We start from the raw sequence: 17150 nt of genomic DNA on the forward strand, positions 1-17150 counted from the left end.
TTATTCCACCCCTTATCCTTGAGAATTCAGTACTTCGGCAATGTGCATGACTTTGACCGGCTTGCCTTTTCGGTCAATCCGTCCACCGATATTCATCAGACAGCCAAGATCAGCACCAATCAGTACATTGGCCCCCGTCTCTTCAATATGTTCCACTTTTTCGTTGACCATTTGCTCTGAAATCGGCACCATCTTCACACTGAACGTTCCGCCAAACCCGCAGCAGTTTTCCTTGTTTGGAAGTTCCGTGAAATTCAGTCCCTTCACATTTTTAAGGAGCGTCATCGGTGCATCAGTTACCCCTAAGAGACGCGTCATATGACAGGATGTATGGTACGTGACATTGGCATCGAAGGAAGCACCGACATCCTCCACTTTCAGTACATCCACGATAAACTGTGTCAGTTCGTAAGACTTCGCCTTCAATGCTTCAGCCTTCGCTTGCCATTCCGGATCACCCTCAAACAGTTTCGGATACTCATGAAACATCGTCGTACAGGACCCTGATGGCGATACCACATACTCCGCATCCTCAAAAACCTTGATCATATGCTTTGCCACATCTCTTGATTCTCTGTGGAAACCGCTGTTAAATGCAGGCTGACCGCAACAGGTCTGCTGCTTTGGAAAATCCACTTCACAACCGAGCCTTTCAAGAACTTCCACTGTGCTTTGTCCAACGGATGCCGGATACACTACATCCGCCAAACAGGTTAAAAATAATGACACTTTCATATAAATGCCTCCCCCGTGCTTTTTTCTGTTTACGCTAAGTCATCAGATGACCCGATGACCTAGCGTAAAAAAATCTGTATGACTGCTTATTCCATCATACTGAAAGCGCTTTTTCATGTAAAGACTTTTTTGTATCTTTTGTTTTTAAAAAGGGTCAGGCATTTTCAGCCCGACCCTCAAATTGGTTACGTCATCAGATAATGAGGAGTACAATTGTACCCGCGATCCCAAGAAGCAGTCCATAGAGCAATGCCGGAAGCAATGTTTTACGGATGATATCTCCTTCTTTACCAACCATACCTACAACAGCTGCTGCTGCAACAACATTGTGTACACAGATCATGTTACCAGCTGCAGCACCGGCAATTTGCTGGCCGAGTACGAGATTGACATTCAAACCTGTATCAATCGCTGCACTGTATTGAATTGGTGCAAAGGTTAGCGTTGAAACCGTCGCACTTCCAGTAATAAAGGAACCGAGAAGACCCAGATAAGGCGCTACGAACAGCCACATACCTCCAAGTGATCCGGCCATGACCGTTGCGATATGCTGAGGCATGGAGACAAGATCATTGGCATTCATACCGGAGTTGGTAAACACCTGCACTAGCGCGAGCGTTGGCAAGAGTGCAAGAGCTGCCCCCTGAATGGTACCCATTGACTGTTTCGTTGCTGCTGCAAAGTTGGACAACTTCTTCTTCTGAGTGAAGACCGAGATAAAGGCAGCTAGAAGAAGAACGGCACCAGGAGAGTATAGAACCTGCCATGCAGATCCGATTCCTTCAATGCCCAGTATCGTATTCCAGCTCAGATCGATGGCCGTTTGAGAGAACTGCTTAATCGGTTCAACAATTCTTGTCAGAAGTAGCAATACGACGACAATTACGTAAGGACTCCAAGCAGAAAGAAGGCTCATTTCCGACTTCACATCCGGAATCTTAAAATCGTCCTGAAGGGCATCTTGCCATGGTTCTTTCGGTAATAAAAAGCCCTTCTTTGCCGTAATGGTTGCTACAGCAAGTCCTGTCAGAGAAGCAAGTATGGCTACGAATTCCGGTCCAAAGAGATATGCATATGCAAAAGCGGACAGCGTATACGTAAACCCGATAAACAGTGACCATGGGAGCATTGACATAATGGACGACATGCCCCGTGTCTTTCCAAATGCGATTGTCAGAACAGTTACAAGAATAAACGGAACGAGTGAGCCTACGAAGATATCCATCATCGTAATTCGGACGGCCACTTCCTGAAGCATTTCAGGTCCGTACCCTTCGATGTTACTCAGTCCGACAATAACCGGTGTCCCTACTGCACCAAAAGATACCGATGTACTGTCTGCAATCAGGGCTGTAGTTGCTGCTGCGAGCGGTGTGAAACCGAGTGCCACCATCAGTGGACCTGTTACAGCTGCAGGTGTTCCAAATCCGGCTGCCCCTTCAATCAGACCACCGAACAAAAAGGCAACAATGATGACCTGAACGCGCATATCCGGTGAAATGTTGCGAAAGCCTTCGTTGATCCGGTCCACGGCACCCGTCTGTCGGAGCGTGTTCAAAAGAACAATCGCACCAAGCAGAATGAATAAAATTGTTACGGCGCGGTGAAACCCTTCCAAAATCGATGCTGACAATACTTGAAACTCCATGCCCCAAACGAGGAATGCCAAAAAGATGAAGATAATCGAGCTGAACAGCATCCCTTTTTTTGCCGGCATTCTTAACAGTACAAGAAAAATAAACGGTAGTAGGATTGCACTGATCCCTGTTAAAAATAACATTCAAAATCCCCCTGTGTGTGATGAATCTCAGATTCAAAATCCCTCTCAATTTTCACATAACGTAAGCTCATCATCATTCATTGCTGCAGCAGTCATCAGATGACCTTATGTAAGTGCTTTCATTGTAGAAAAAACTAGAGGTTCTTTCAATAGTATATGAAGAAAAAAATGATATTTCCTGCTTGTATATACAAATTATCGAAAGAACCCTGTTATTTGCCGCCACCACATATTTAACATTTTGATAGTGTTATATCGTTCACAAAGTTGTCATTGTGTTTTAACACAATTAAAAGCCCCGATTCATCATTCCAATTCAGTTGTTTCTATGAATCGTGATTCCTTCGAGCAGCTTCGAAATCACATGACCTGCCATCATAAGCCCCGAAACGGATGGCACAAAGGCATTCGAAGATGGCGGCAATTTCGCCTTTCGGATAGGACCTTCCTCTGCCTGGCGGGAGACGATTTCCTTCCGGATTTCCTCACGAATCACAATTGGCCGTTCCTCTGAATAAATGACTTCAATCCCCTCATAAATGCCTTCTTTTCGAAGTCTGGTCCGAATGACTTTAGCAAGTGGATCGTACTTCGTCTTGGATATATCCGTAATCTGGAGCTGTGACGGATCCATTTTATTGGCCGCTCCCATAGCGGAAATAATCGGAATACGTCTGTTCAGGCACTCTTTCATCAAATGAATCTTATAGCTGACCGTGTCCGATGCATCGATCACATAATCCGGACTGTGTGAGAAAAAGGTTTCGTACGTCTCTTCGTTATAAAACATTTTCAATGCAATTATCTCACATTCAGGATTAATATCGAGTAAGCGCTCTTTCATGACATCGACTTTCGGCTGACCAACAGTGGACAATAGCGCGTGAATCTGTCTGTTCACATTCGTAATATCAATATCATCCTTATCGACAATGATCAGCTTCCCCACTCCGGAACGGACCAGAGCCTCCGCTGAAAATGAACCGACTCCGCCAATGCCCAACACTGCAACGGACGCTCCTTTTAACCGTTCAAGACCATCTTTTCCGATGGCCAGTTCATTTCGTGAAAATTGGTGCAACATCGTTCTCTCGTCCTCCTCTTCGAACCTCAGCGATTCCTTCAGAACGCCCTCCGGTTCAAGTCTGTTTCTTACAACAAAATAAAAACACTCCACTTAACGAGGAGTGTTTAGAATGTGTTTTATTATATCACCGGTTCATGCGAATCACAATGTAAAGTTAAAGAGTCCCGTGAATGCCGTCCATTGACCTTGGTTTGAACCTGCATTGGCAGGTGGGTGCCCGGTCCGGATCCGCTGACTTCCCCAGCTTGCGGGGCCTGTCATTGAATCTGAAACCAGCAAGGTAGGGCTCCCTATGTGTAAGTGTTGGCTCAAAACGTTGAGTGTATAACGAACATCACAGGAACTCTTATTTGACTGTATCTGTATTTTACTTCACGTACAGTTATTATGCAAGTGTGATTGTCTGAATACTGTGTCGGTTTAATGAACTATTCCCGTCACAGCATGGGAATAAACCGGTTAATCCCCGTTTTTTTTCTCGGCGGTGCTTTTAAGATGCAGTTCGTCAAGCTGTGCATCACTGACCCCGCCCGGAGCATTGGTTAACAGACAGTTGGCACTGGCTGTCTTCGGGAATGCGATCGTATCACGAAGGTTCGTTCGTTCTGCAAGAATCATGACAAGGCGGTCAAGTCCAAGAGCAATCCCGCCATGCGGAGGCGTTCCGTATTCGAACGCGTCCAAGAGGAAACCAAACTGGGCTTTCGCTTCTTCATCAGAAAAGCCGAGTGCCGTAAACATCTTCTCCTGAAGGTCCCGTTCATAAATACGCTGCGAACCGCCGCCTAACTCATAACCGTTTAACACAAGATCATACGCTTCTGCCCGCACCTGTTCAGGTGCAGTTGTCAGCAGTTCCACATCCTCCTCGACAGGACGCGTGAACGGATGATGCTCAGCCACGTATCTCTTATGGTCCTCATCATAGGAGAGGAGCGGGAATTCCGTGACCCAGAGAAAATTAAAGTCTTCCGGATCAAACAGATTCAATTCCTTCGCAAATTTATTTCGGAGGTTCCCAAGTACATCGTAAGCCACTTTCCGCTTGTCTGCGACAAAAAGCAATACATCTCCTGCATCAGCTTCAAAACGCTCAATGATCGACTGGGCTTTCGCTTCATCAAAGAATTTGGCAATCGGTCCTTTAAGGGCGCCGTTTTCCTCAACTTTAAGCCATGCGAGTCCTTTCGCACCATAAATCTCTGCAAATGAGGACAGGGCATCGAGGTCTTTTCGGGAATAATCAGGTCCGATGCCTTTTACGCAGATCCCTTTCACTGCATCGCCGCGCTCAACTGTGGAGGCGAATACTTTAAAGGACGAATCTTTTACGATTTCAGATACATCCTTTAGCTCCATTCCAAAACGGAGATCCGGTTTGTCTGAGCCGAACCGCTCCATCGCTTCATGATATGTGAGACGCAGGAAAGGGGTCTCGACATCGACACCTTTCAGTTCTTTCACGAGGCGGACCATCATACTTTCCATCATGGAGAGAAGATTTTCTTTTCCCATAAACGAGGCCTCGATATCCACCTGCGTAAATTCCGGCTGACGGTCAGCCCGGAGATCCTCATCCCGGAAACAGCGGGCAATCTGATAGTAGCGTTCAAAACCGGACACCATGAGAAGCTGTTTGAAGAGCTGCGGTGATTGAGGCAACGCGTAGAACTCCCCTTCATGCACCCGAGACGGTACGAGATAGTCCCGTGCCCCTTCCGGCGTGCTCTTCGTCAATATCGGCGTTTCAATCTCCATAAACTGTTCCTCATCCAGAATATCGCGGATCAGCTTGGTCGTGCGGTAACGCATTTGCATCGTATCTGCCATTCTCGTCCGTCTCAAATCAAGATAACGATACTTAAGGCGTGTATCTTCGTTGATCTCCTGCTCATCTTCAATCATAAATGGCAGACCCTTCGCCTTGTTCAGGATCGTCATATCCGTCACGTTGACTTCAATTTCACCAGTGGGAATCTTATCATTGACGTTTTCCTGATCACGTTTTGTGATCACACCGGTCACCTCTATGACATACTCACTGCGAATCTTTTCAGCCATTTCATGTGTCTCACGGTTCTCATCACCGTTAAACACGATTTGTACATAACCGGATCGGTCCCGCAGATCGACGAAAATCAGTTCTCCAAGATCACGGCGCCGTTTGACCCATCCTTGCAGGGTTACCTGTTCTCCTGTGTGCTTTTCATTTAACTCCCCACATACGTGCGTTCTTTGCTTCATCGTTATACCCCTTTCACTGAACCGGCTTGCAAATAGGCTGCCAGTTCACTTATTTGAATCGTTTCCTGATTTCCCGTTTCCATATGCTTCACTTCAATCGTCCCTGCTTCAAGTTCTTCGTCACCGAGAATCAGTGCATAGCGGGCGTGAAGCCTGCCTGCCGCTTTCATCTGTCCTTTCATCTTCCGGTTCAGATAATCAGTATCCACGGATAATCCGGCACTTCGCAGTTCATGAACAAGCTTTGGTACGTGCGCTTTTGCTGCATCTCCGAGTGCGACCATATAGGCGTCAATCCCGTGGTTTACAGGGAGCGTAATGCCCTGGCTTTCAAGCGCCATTAACAGTCGTTCTATGCTGAGTGCGAAACCGATACCCGGTGTTTCCGGACCACCGATTTCCTCGACGAGTCCGTTATAACGTCCGCCGCCCATCAGGGTCGTGATCGCCCCAAAGCCTTCGCCGTCAATCATGATTTCAAAGGCCGTATTATTGTAATAATCCAGTCCTCTCACGAGACCCGGATCCACTTCGTAAGGAATCCCCATCGCTTCGAGATACGATTTAACCGTTTCGAAGTACGCTTTCGATTCCTCATTCAGATAGTCAAGAATCGACGGAGCCGCGGCCATTTTTTCATGGTCACGGTCCTTCTTGCAGTCGAGAATACGAAGCGGGTTCTTCTCCAGGCGAGCCTGACAATCGCTGCACAGCTCACCGATCACCGGTTCAAAATGTGAAATGAGGGCATTACGGTGATTCTCGCGGCTTTCCTGATCCCCAAGGCTGTTCAGCACCAGCTTCACGCCTTTGAGACCGAGCTCTCTGTAAAAATCCATCGCAAGCCCGATCACTTCCGCATCAATTGCAGGATCACTGCTTCCCATGGCCTCCACACCGAACTGGACAAACTGCCTCATCCGTCCTGACTGCGGACGCTCATAGCGGAACATCGGCCCGATGTAAAAGAGCTTCACCGGCTGATCAGCCCAGCCATGCATCTTCTGATCCACAAAGGAACGAACCGTGGACGCCGTTCCTTCAGGACGAAGGGTCAGGCTTCTTCCGCCCTTGTCTTCAAACGTGTACATTTCTTTTTGCACAATATCTGTCGTGTCACCAACACCCCTTGCGAACAGTTCCGTCTGTTCAAACATCGGTGTGCGGATTTCTCTGTACCGGTATCTGGCACATAAATCTCTGGCCTTATTTTCGATATATTGCCATTTTTCAGATTCGCCAGGCAAGATATCCTGTGTTCCTCTTGGAATACTGTATTTCACTTCACTCATCCTTTCTCTGCATCCGCTTTACTATCAGCTGTAACGGTTCTGATGGACAAACAAAAAACTCCCGCCCCTGCTTCGAGATTACACTCAAAACAGGGACGAGAGTATGACTTCCCGTGGTACCACCCTAATTGGGGAAACTGCGTCGTCCCCCGCTCTTCCAGTTAACGCCTGGGTACGTCTCTTCCTACTGCTGAACGGTTCAGAAAAGAGCCTGAGAAGTGTTCGTTCATAGAGGTCATTACGGGAAAGCTTCCAGCCTGTGGCATTCCCTCTCTGTACAATGAGAGTCCCTATTACTGTTCTCCGTTAACGGCAGTTCCTATCTGTTTCAATTGTTTTCTATCATACTCAACAACACCTGCATTTGTCAATATGGAGTTCAGGATTGTTTACTCTCCACAATCAGTGTAACAGGCCCGTGATTGACCAGTTCCACATCCATCATCGCGCCAAATACACCTGTTTCGACAGTCAGACCGTGCTCATCTCTGAGAATGCGGTTCATCATTTCGTAGAGGTGATCTGCATGATCCGGTTTCGCAGCTGCCATAAAATTCGGGCGTCTGCCCTTCTTGCAATCGCCATAGACCGTGAACTGCGAAATGGAAAGAACAGATCCTCCCTTATCTTTAACAGACAAGTTCAGTTTGTCATCCTCATCTTCAAAAATCCGCAGATTGGCAATTTTATCAGCTGTCCAGCGTGCATCTGCTTCGGTATCGTCATGCGTCACGCCGACAAGGAGCATCAGTCCGTTGCCAATGGAGCCTGTCACGTTGTCATCCACGGTGACATTTGCTTTTGAAACCCGTTGTACAATTACCCGCATGGTTCATAACCTCCGGCACGTGTCATTCCTCAGTTCATAATCCGTCTCACGGAATAAATATCCGTGATCTGTTTGATTCTGTCCACAATTCTTTGAAGATGCGTGACATCCTGAATCGCAATGGTCATATTGATCGTAGCCATTTTATTTTTATCCGATTTGCCGGACACGGCGTTAATATTCGTCTTTGTCTCCGCAACCGCCTGAAGCACATCGTTTAAGAGGGCACGACGGTCATAACCGTTGATCTCGATATCCACATTGTACGTTTTGATCTTCTTGGAATCTTCTTCCCATTCAACAGGCAACAGCCTCTGACGTGCTTCTTCCGTATTGATATTCGGACAGTCGGCACGGTGAATGGACACACCCCGTCCCTTTGTAATAAATCCGGCGATCTCATCTCCCGGTACGGGATTGCAACAGCGAGACAGCCTGACGAGCAGATTGTCAACGCCTTTGACGCGGACACCGGTATTCGTCGAGCGTGATTTTTCTTCTTTTCGCTCATTTGCCGCCGGTTTGACTTCATCTTTGACCTCATTCAGGGAAGTGACTTCTTTTTCTTCCTCTTCTTTTTTACGAATGTCATCAGTCAGGCGGGTCACGATTTGGGCCGCGGTGATCCCTCCATAGCCGACAGCCGCAAACATATCGTCTTCAGAGGTGAAGCTGAATTTATCAATGGCATGGGCGATATTGGCGTTGGTCATGATATCCTTGACTTTATACCCTTTACGCTCCACTTCCTTCTCGATCATATCGAGTCCTTTTTCAATGTTCTCTTCGCGCTTTTCTTTTTTGAACCACTGTCTGATTTTATTTTTTGCATGGGAACTCTGGGTAATCTTCACCCAGTCGGTGCTCGGTCCATAAGAATGTTTGGACGTAAGAACCTCAACGATGTCACCGGTTTTCAGTTTGTGATCGAGAGGTACCATTTTCCCGTTGACCTTCGCACCGATACAGCGGTTCCCGATTTCTGTGTGGATACGGTAGGCGAAATCAAGGGGGACCGATCCTTTCGGCAGTTCAATGACATCCCCTTTTGGTGTAAACACAAACACCATATCGCTGAACAGATCGATCTTTAAAGACTCCATAAACTCCTGGGCATCATCCGCATCGTTCTGCCATTCAAGGATTTCTCTGAACCAGGACAGTTTCTGTTCCATCGTCTCTTTGTTGTCGTCGACACTTTTTCCTTCTTTATAAGCCCAGTGCGCAGCAACACCAAATTCTGCGATCTTGTGCATATCTTCTGAACGGATCTGTACTTCAAGGGGGTCGCCCTTCGGTCCAATCACCGTTGTATGGAGAGACTGATACATGTTGGCCTTTGGCATGGCGATGTAATCCTTGAATCGTCCCGGCATTGGTTTAAATTGAGTATGGATGGTGCCGAGTACCGCATAACAGTCTTTTATACTCGGTACGATAATCCGTACCGCCAGGAGATCATAAATTTCGTTAAACTGTTTGTTTTGCAGGACCATTTTGCGATAAATACTGTAAATGTGCTTGGCGCGGCCGTTGATCTCCGCCTGAATGTCCATCTGCTCACAGCGTTCCCGTATATCATCCTGCACCTGTTTGATGTAGTGTTCTCGCTCTGCACGCTTTTTCTTCATCAGATTGACAATGCGATAATACTGTTGGGGATTCAGGTATCTGAGCGCCGTATCTTCAAGTTCCCACTTGATTGTGGAAATCCCGAGACGGTGGGCAAGGGGCGCGAAAATCTCCAGCGTTTCATTGGCGATTCGCCGCTGCTTCTCAGGGGGGGAGATGCTTCAGTGTGCGCATATTATGCAATCGGTCGGCGAGTTTAATCAGAATAACACGGATATCCCGTGCCATCGCAACAAACATTTTCCGATGATTCTCTGCCTGCTGTTCTTCTTTGGACTTATATTTTATCTTGCCCAGTTTTGTGACACCATCCACAAGCATGGCCACTTCTTCACCAAAATCCTTCGTCAAATCGTCGAGGGTCACTTCCGTGTCCTCAACGACATCATGCAAAAATGCCGCCGCAATGGTATTCGGGTCCATACCGAGTTCAACGAGAATGCCGGCAACCTGAACCGGATGCCAGATATAAGGTTCTCCGGATTTTCTGTATTGCTCTCTGTGCGCATACTCAGCCATCTCATAAGCTTTACGCAAATAAGCAACATCTTCGTCATTTAAGTATTCACTGGCTTTTTGTAACACTTCTTCTATCGTCATGGAATCACCTTAGATCTTCGAAAATACCCCGCCGGCAGTTTCGCTGAATTATGAGAATGAGCTGACGAATCAGCCTTAACTGGTTCTTTCATACACTTTGGACACTGGTGTCCTTCCATTCATTTGAAAGGATGAAGAAAAAGTCTTCTCCGAAGAAAAGACTTGTAGTTATAATAGCACATTTACCCTGATTTGCGAATGGAAACTGCTCCAGTCACGAGTCGGGATAAATGATTCCACTCATCAGTATGTCACAAGTGAATGAACATCGTATTTCGAAAGGTTTTTACGTCCTTCTAGAAAACTCAGTTCAATCAGAAACGCAATACCGACAACGATGCCACCCAGCTCTTCGACCATGGAGATCGTCGCCTGGATCGTTCCGCCCGTTGCAAGAAGGTCATCGGTGATCAGGACTTTCTGTCCCGGTTTGATCGAATCCTTATGAATATTCAGGGAATCTTTACCGTATTCAAGACCGTAATCCACTTCCAAAACCTCTCTCGGCAATTTCCCGGCTTTTCGTACCGGTACAAAACCAGCCTCGAGTGCGTAGGATACCGGGCACCCAACCACAAATCCGCGGGCTTCAGGCCCGACAACAACATCCACTTCACGTTTCTTGGCGAAAGTGACCATTTCATCAATGGCTTTTCGGTACACTTCCCCATTCTCCATAAGCGTGGTGATGTCTTTGAAACTGATCCCCTCATGCGGGAAATCTTCAACAACGGTAATGTGCTCTTTGAAATCCATATTCTTCCTCCTGTTGCCGGTGTTTGTATACCGGCAGTGTAATTAATTTGTGTACTGATTATGGATGCTGTCCCGGATATCAGGCCTCAGGGACGGCAGCCGGATTCTTACGCTGTTCCACCCAGCGTTTTAATTCACCGCTCGATGAGTAATACAAAGCCTGCTCGACTTCCTGTTTTGCAAGCGTTTCCTGATAAAGTGCAGAATCATTTAATTGCTTTTTCTCAGGATTGCTCACAACTTCCACAATGCCATCTTTCATTGTAACAAATTCAAGCTCGGAAAACACCTTGCACATAAAACGAATATGATCCATTGACCATCCTTTTTTTCGGCTTATCGTATGTGCATGGCGCTTCATGTCGACTTTTTCCTGTTGAATAAATAATTTATACAGCTCAGAAAACTGCTCTCTTCGCGGAACGGTTTCTATCTTTCCTGAATCTGCTTGCAGAAAAACCGGGTACAGTTTCTCCAGATTCTTCAGCTCTTGAACGAGTCTCTCCATTTGTTCAAGTGTTTTTGGCAGATCAATAAACACCACATCCCCGGCTTTCTGAATAATGGCTCTTTGATCATCTGTAAATCCATCAATAACCTCTACTTTAATCCATTCCTCGGGAATCTCGGTTCTGATGGCCGAAAAAGGATGGGAAAAGGTCACAGCAGTCACTTCTGAGCGGTTCAAAAGATGTTGCTGTCGCGCGAACTTTGTATTACCTCTGAAATCAAACAGCTGCCAGTCGGAAATCTGCATGTCTTCAACAAGAAACTGCGGCTTTCGCTTGCCGTTCCATTCATTGATACCGAGTTTGCCGACCAGCGAGAGCGGTGACAGTTTCGAAATCTCGTCAGCAGCATCCCCTTTACCAAACGCAATGGCGTCAAGTTCAATGCCTGATCCCTTGTTGTTGACACTCAGCTTCAGATGATCGCCGGTTGCACCGATTCTGCGCATACTGACAATGCCGACATCTTCAAGCATCACTTTCGGAGCCGGATTACCGATCCCGTATGGTGCCATTGCTTGCAAATCTTCAATCGCATTCAAAGTTACTTCTTCGATTGAAACGGGTAAATCCACCTTAAGTTTACGGATCCAATCGTCATCCGACATCGACTCATTCGCCAGACGAATGAGTCTTTCCCTCAGTTCTTCCACATCAGAAAGCGACATCGTGAGACCGGCCGCCATCGGATGACCGCCGAAATGAGGGAGAATATCCCGGCATGTTGACAGGGATTGAAACATATCAAACCCTTCGATACTTCTTGCCGAGCCTTTGGCCTGTTCTTTCTCCTGATCAAAACTGAGTACGATGACAGGCCGGTAATACCTTTCAACCAGCCGGCTTGCCACAATGCCGATGACACCCGGATTCCAGCCTTCGGCACCGACAATGATGACAGATGGCACACCCTGCGCTTCAACCTGTTCGATGGCCTCTTCCGCAATCTCTTTGACAATGCTCTGCCGCTCTTTGTTTAGCCCGTCAATCAGCTCAGCAAGATCCTTCGCCTCATGCGGATTCTCCGTAATCAGAAGAGCCGCCGCCGGATCTGCGGAGTCCAATCTCCCTGCAGCATTGAGTCTTGGGCCGATCATGAACCCGATCGTCTCTTCGTTCAATTCACTGACCTCAGCGCCGGCTATATCCAACAGCGCCTTCACCCCAGCTCTCGGGCCCTGGCGAATTGCTTCTATGCCCGCTTTTGCCAGATAACGGTTTTCCCCTTCAAGAGAAACAAGATCCGCAATCGTTCCAATGGCGACAAGATCAAAAAGATCCTCGGGTATCTCACCCGTCAGAGCATGGGCAAGTTTAAATGCTACACCTGCTCCTGCGAGATTCGGATTCGGATATGAACAATGTTCCTGTTTCGGGTTCACAACGGCAAATGCATCCGGCAACACAGGCGGGGGTTCGTGATGATCCGTGATGATCAGATCCATCCCGCATTCTTTTGCGACCTCCGCTTCATGAACTCCGGAGATGCCTGTGTCCACGGTAATGATCAGACTTACCGACTCTTCAGCAGCCTGCCTGAACGCTCCTTCATTCGGGCCGTATCCTTCCGTAAACCGGTTCGGGATATAATAACTGACCTCAGCGCCCAGCCGTTTCAACGTCAAATACGTAATTGCTGTACTCGTTACACCGTCTGCATCATAATCCCCAAAAATAAGGATCCGTTCCTGTTTCTCAATAGCACGCCGGATCCGATCGACTGCACGGTCCATATCATAGAGCAGAAATGGATCAAGCAGTGAACGGTGATCCATATGTAAAAATGACATGACTTCTTCTTTCGTCGTTTTACGGCGTTGAACAAAAAAACGAGCTGCAATGTTGGACAGACCCGTCGCTTCAGCCAGTTCTCCAACCTGATCTTCAGACCAGTCGGGCACAAGCCATTTCGATTTTGAAGGCAGCATCTTTATCCACTCCTAACCTGTTTCATTATACATAAGCCCTCACGCTCCTGCAATGCAAATCAGAAAAACCCGCCACGGAGGCGGGTTTTTCATCTCGTTATCCGTTTGTCGGCGTTGCTTCCTGTTCTTCCTGTTCCTCCTGAAGCTCTTTAATCCGTTTTTCATGGCGCTTCTTGATCTGCCGTGTCTTCAATTCAAGGAATACCTGCGCTGCAATAAACAGGGAGGAATACGTTCCGGCGAGAAGACCGACGACGAGTGCCAGTGAGAAGGTACGAAGTCCTTCCCCGCCAAAGATAAAGAGCGCACCTGCGGCGAAGAGTACGGTCAGCACGGTGTTAATCGAACGGGCCAACGTTTGAACGAGTGACTTATTGACAACCCGCGCGACATCTTCAAAACCTTTCAGTTTCTTTTCGTAGCTCATGTTTTCCCTGATCCTGTCGAAGGTGACGATCGTATCGTTGATCGAATAACCGACGATGGTCAGGACGGCGGCAATGAACGGTATATTCACTTCCATTTGCAGAATGCTGAAGATAACCAAAATCAGCAACGCATCATGAAACAGGGCCACGATCGCTGAGATACCGTAGAGAAGCTCGAATCGGAACGTTACATAAATGATGATCCCGACCGACGCAATCAAAACGGAAATGACCGCATTACGCGCGAGCTCTTCCCCAACGATCGGGGTCACAGTACTGACCGTCGGCTCATTGCCGTATACGTCCATGAAGTGAGCCTGAATGGAGAGCGTCTCTTCCTGTGAAAGATCCCCGATAAACTGCGCACGGCCAATTTCATTCGTATCGCCCGCGAGTGTCAGGTCATCAGGAATATACCCGATATTTTCGAACTCGGCCATCACCTCTTGTTCAGTGACGGGTTCATCAGCAAGGATGTCGATCGTCGTCCCGCTCGTGAAATCAATGCCGAGATTCAATCCGACCGTCATGAGAAGAATAATCCCTGCGAGCAGCGTGGATGCCGATGCAATAAAAAACTTTTTCCGGTGTTTGACAAAATCAAGTCGTGTATTCCAATGTTCAAAGTTCACTGATCTGGTCCTCCTTTACGCCGAACAGCTTCTGCTTTCCGTTAAGAATCCGGCTGTTCACCCAAAGTCCAAGGAAGAGCCTTGCGCCGAGAACGGCCGTCAAAAAGCTCGTCAGGATACTGACAATCAGCATCAGAGCAAAGCCCTGTACCGCACTCGTTCCGAAATAGAACAGTACTACGGCTGCCAGTATCGTCGTCACGTTCGCATCGATAATCGTCGACAGTGACCGCCGGCTTCCGGCTTTAAAGGCGCTCATTACCGATTTACCGGAACGAAGTTCATCCTTGATCCGTTCAAAGGTAATGATATTTGCATCAACAGCCATCCCGACACCGAGTATAAGGGCTGCAATACCCGGCAATGTCAGTACAGCATTCATCCAGTCGAAAATCACGAGTACAACGTACGTATACAGTGACAGCGTCAATACAGCAATGATCCCCATAAACCGGTAATAGAGAAGCATATAACCAAAGATGAGCGCAACACCGATGTAGCCTGCAAAAATAGCCAGATCCATTGCACGCTCGCCCAATGATGCCCCGACAGAGTTCGAATACACTTCCTCAAGGGAAACCGGCAGCGCCCCGGCATTCAGAATTCCGGCAAGGTCCTGTGCGGAATCAACAGTAAAGTCACCCGTAATGACGACGGTTGACTGATTCAGACGCTGCTGAACACGAGGTGCGGACACGATTTTCGAATCTTCTTTCTGCATTTCTTCCCAATAATCGTCGCCCTCTTCATAATCCATCCAGATTGCCATGATATTATCAGGCGGCTGACGCTGACTGATTTCACTTGTTATATCACCGAACATCGATGGATCATCCACCGTCACCTGTACGATCGGACGGTTTGTCTCCGGATCAAACGTCTGTTGGGCACCGCCTTCAACCAGGTCGCCCCCGTCCATCAGCAGCTCATTTTCGGTATCCCGAAAGGAGAGTCTCGCCTCCGTTGAAAGCAGTTCCCTTGCAGAGGACTGATCCTCAATCCCTGCGAGTTGAACGCGGATGCGGTCTTCACCCTCGATCGTGATACTCGGCTCTGACACACCCAGTACGTCCACTCTGGCGTTCAGTGCCGAGACGGTGTCTGTCAATAATCCGCGGGTGATCTCCGTCTCTTCATCGAGAGGCTCCACCTCATAGAGCACCTCAAAACCGCCCTGCAAATCAAGCCCAAGGCGTATATCGTCCACATGGTCCATCACGGTTGCTGCAATCAAGATCCCCAACGAGATAATGATCGCAAAAAAAGCAGCCAGATGGCCTTTTTTCACTCCCCGACGTTTCTTCATGAAACTGTTTCCTCCTTCAACACACACGTTAAGAGACAGCTTCACCAGGCGCGGTGAAGCTGCACATCTGCATGTCCACTGTCAAAATCAATAAGCCTATTATAGTCGCTTCTGTTTTCCACTGTCAATCCGGGCTCTGATCGGATTTCTCCCGGTCAGATCGTAAGTCAAGGGCTTCCCCTGATTCAAACAAGTCAGGTCCCTTCAACGCGCCGATCGTTAAATGTGTCATGTAATCATTAATGGACATCGCCATCAGTTCCTGCACGAGCCAGTGCAGATGAAGCGTATCCGGCTTGTCTTTTTTCCGATCCACCCGTTCGGTAAAAAGCGACCAGACCGTCTGATCCGTTACATTCGGATGTCCAAGATGCTGCCACTCTTCCCGTTTACTCATGATAACCGGCTCCAGTTTCAAGCGCCAGTATCCCCACTGTTCATTTGTCATGAAGGATTCTCCCCTTTCATCCGCATCGAATCATTCGCTCTTCCAAGCCGGAATGCTATCGTAAATCCGGCCGCAAACGTAACCAGACTGAGTAAAAGCATCATAAACTGACCGCTGACACCCGGAAACACAATGTAGACGGATCCGATCAGAAGACCGATAATGACCGCGTACGTCATCGTCCGGTGAGCAAACAGCACATAAGCAATCAGTCGGCTGCTCACAATAAACCCGATGCCGATCCCTGCGACGAGAATCAGTATGACCATCACATCCACCGTCAACAGTGAGTAGATGGCCGATCCGTATACACCAAACATCAGGAGCACCGTAGCACCGCTCAGTCCGGGTAAAAGAAGAGACATGCTCGCCACAACACCTGCCAAAAACAGCCAGATGCCGCTCGCCGCAGTCAGTTCATAGGCAGATCGGGCCGCTTCCTGAGGGGTGAACAGATCCATGGTCATCACAGCCAATGCGGTCATGATCAGAACGGTCACATGCACGGCCCGAAAAGATGTCTTCGCTCCGGCTTCTCTGAACAAAAAAGGAATCACACCGAGAATCAGGCCAAGAAAAAAGAACTGAACCGGCTCGAATGCATGCTCCAAGAGCCAGCTGATCACCCAGCTGAAAGCAAGAATTCCACCTATAATTCCGGCAGCAAGGGGGATTAAAAAAGGCAACGTCTGTTTGATCCGGGGACTGAAAAAGTCCCGAACCGACTGTAACAGCTCATCATAGATCCCAACAATCAGGGCAATCGTACCGGCACTCACACCGGGGATGATGTTGCTGATCCCCATCATGGCTCCGTAATAGAGTAATTTGATATTCAACCTATGCTCACGTCCTTATTCACTGACAGTCATTCTTTTACTGTAGCACAGATATAAAGTCAATTTTATGTAAAACCGTAAAAAATGAAATCGGCCACTGCATGT

Annotated in this window: 12 protein-coding genes, 1 other RNA gene, 1 pseudogene and 1 other annotated feature; all 14 genes and pseudogenes read right to left on the reverse strand. The window is 47.8% G+C overall.

All coding sequences use genetic code 11. From position 1 onward, the window contains the following. Positions 1-12: 12 nt before the first annotated feature. On the reverse strand, positions 13-735 hold the full coding sequence (locus BSEL_RS12465; RefSeq protein ID WP_013173377.1) for a (Fe-S)-binding protein: 723 nt from the start codon (positions 733-735) through the stop codon (positions 13-15). 193 nt (positions 736-928) lie between these two features. Beyond that, positions 929-2515 carry an L-lactate permease gene (locus BSEL_RS12470; RefSeq protein ID WP_013173378.1) on the reverse strand — a complete coding sequence of 529 codons (1587 nt, stop codon included), beginning with the start codon at positions 2513-2515 and terminating at the stop codon, positions 929-931. A gap of 316 nt (positions 2516-2831) precedes the next feature. Continuing rightward, complete coding sequence (locus tag BSEL_RS12475; RefSeq protein WP_013173379.1) at positions 2832-3599, reverse strand: tRNA threonylcarbamoyladenosine dehydratase; 768 nt, start codon at positions 3597-3599, stop codon at positions 2832-2834. Positions 3600-3759: 160 nt separating this feature from the next. Beyond that, positions 3760-3948: non-coding RNA, 6S RNA (gene ssrS, locus BSEL_RS17565), on the reverse strand. A 113-nt stretch (positions 3949-4061) separates the two neighbouring features. Next, positions 4062-5846 carry an aspartate--tRNA ligase gene (gene aspS / locus BSEL_RS12480; RefSeq protein ID WP_013173380.1) on the reverse strand — a complete coding sequence of 595 codons (1785 nt, stop codon included), beginning with the start codon at positions 5844-5846 and terminating at the stop codon, positions 4062-4064. Between the two features lie 2 nt (positions 5847-5848). Next, positions 5849-7129: a histidine--tRNA ligase gene (gene hisS, locus BSEL_RS12485; RefSeq protein WP_041582472.1), complete on the reverse strand. Its 1281-nt coding sequence runs from the start codon at positions 7127-7129 to the stop codon at positions 5849-5851. Between the two features lie 97 nt (positions 7130-7226). Next, positions 7227-7457: a binding site (T-box leader), on the reverse strand. A 60-nt stretch (positions 7458-7517) separates the two neighbouring features. After that, entirely contained in the window at positions 7518-7967 is a 450-nt protein-coding gene (gene dtd, locus BSEL_RS12490; protein ID WP_013173382.1) for a D-aminoacyl-tRNA deacylase, read from the reverse strand. A gap of 29 nt (positions 7968-7996) precedes the next feature. Further along, a pseudogene (locus tag BSEL_RS12495) lies at positions 7997-10199 on the reverse strand (RelA/SpoT family protein). A 243-nt stretch (positions 10200-10442) separates the two neighbouring features. After that, on the reverse strand, positions 10443-10955 hold the full coding sequence (locus BSEL_RS12500) for an adenine phosphoribosyltransferase (protein ID WP_013173383.1): 513 nt from the start codon (positions 10953-10955) through the stop codon (positions 10443-10445). A 79-nt stretch (positions 10956-11034) separates the two neighbouring features. Further along, complete coding sequence (gene recJ / locus BSEL_RS12505; protein WP_013173384.1) at positions 11035-13392, reverse strand: single-stranded-DNA-specific exonuclease RecJ; 2358 nt, start codon at positions 13390-13392, stop codon at positions 11035-11037. A 97-nt stretch (positions 13393-13489) separates the two neighbouring features. Then, positions 13490-14452: a protein translocase subunit SecF gene (gene secF / locus BSEL_RS17570; RefSeq protein ID WP_013173385.1), complete on the reverse strand. Its 963-nt coding sequence runs from the start codon at positions 14450-14452 to the stop codon at positions 13490-13492. Then, positions 14442-15758, reverse strand: a complete 1317-nt coding sequence (gene secD, locus BSEL_RS17575; protein ID WP_013173386.1) for a protein translocase subunit SecD — start codon at positions 15756-15758, stop codon at positions 14442-14444. The genes secF and secD overlap by 11 nt, the downstream gene beginning before the upstream one ends. Before the next feature lie 124 nt (positions 15759-15882). Continuing rightward, on the reverse strand, positions 15883-16206 hold the full coding sequence (locus BSEL_RS12515) for a post-transcriptional regulator (protein WP_013173387.1): 324 nt from the start codon (positions 16204-16206) through the stop codon (positions 15883-15885). Beyond that, the gene (locus BSEL_RS12520; RefSeq protein ID WP_013173388.1) at positions 16203-17045 is read right to left on the reverse strand and encodes a DUF368 domain-containing protein; all 843 of its coding nucleotides are present in this window, start codon (positions 17043-17045) and stop codon (positions 16203-16205) included. Before BSEL_RS12520 ends, BSEL_RS12515 begins: the two co-directional genes overlap by 4 nt. Positions 17046-17150 lie beyond the last annotated feature (105 nt).

It is taken from the genome of [Bacillus] selenitireducens MLS10 (genome assembly GCF_000093085.1).
In the GTDB taxonomy this organism is placed as follows: domain Bacteria; phylum Bacillota; class Bacilli; order Bacillales; family Salisediminibacteriaceae; genus Salisediminibacterium; species Salisediminibacterium selenitireducens.

Coding starts and splice junctions, on each gene's coding strand:
- BSEL_RS12500 (WP_013173383.1), bottom strand. CDS start 10,955: ATGGATTTCAAAGAGCACATTACCGTTGTTGAAGATTTCCCGCATGAG.
- BSEL_RS12470 (WP_013173378.1), bottom strand. CDS start 2,515: ATGTTATTTTTAACAGGGATCAGTGCAATCCTACTACCGTTTATTTTT.
- BSEL_RS12515 (WP_013173387.1), bottom strand. CDS start 16,206: ATGACAAATGAACAGTGGGGATACTGGCGCTTGAAACTGGAGCCGGTT.
- recJ (WP_013173384.1), bottom strand. CDS start 13,392: ATGCTGCCTTCAAAATCGAAATGGCTTGTGCCCGACTGGTCTGAAGAT.
- dtd (WP_013173382.1), bottom strand. CDS start 7,967: ATGCGGGTAATTGTACAACGGGTTTCAAAAGCAAATGTCACCGTGGAT.
- secD (WP_013173386.1), bottom strand. CDS start 15,758: ATGAAGAAACGTCGGGGAGTGAAAAAAGGCCATCTGGCTGCTTTTTTT.
- BSEL_RS12475 (WP_013173379.1), bottom strand. CDS start 3,599: ATGTTGCACCAATTTTCACGAAATGAACTGGCCATCGGAAAAGATGGT.
- BSEL_RS12465 (WP_013173377.1), bottom strand. CDS start 735: ATGAAAGTGTCATTATTTTTAACCTGTTTGGCGGATGTAGTGTATCCG.
- aspS (WP_013173380.1), bottom strand. CDS start 5,846: ATGAAGCAAAGAACGCACGTATGTGGGGAGTTAAATGAAAAGCACACA.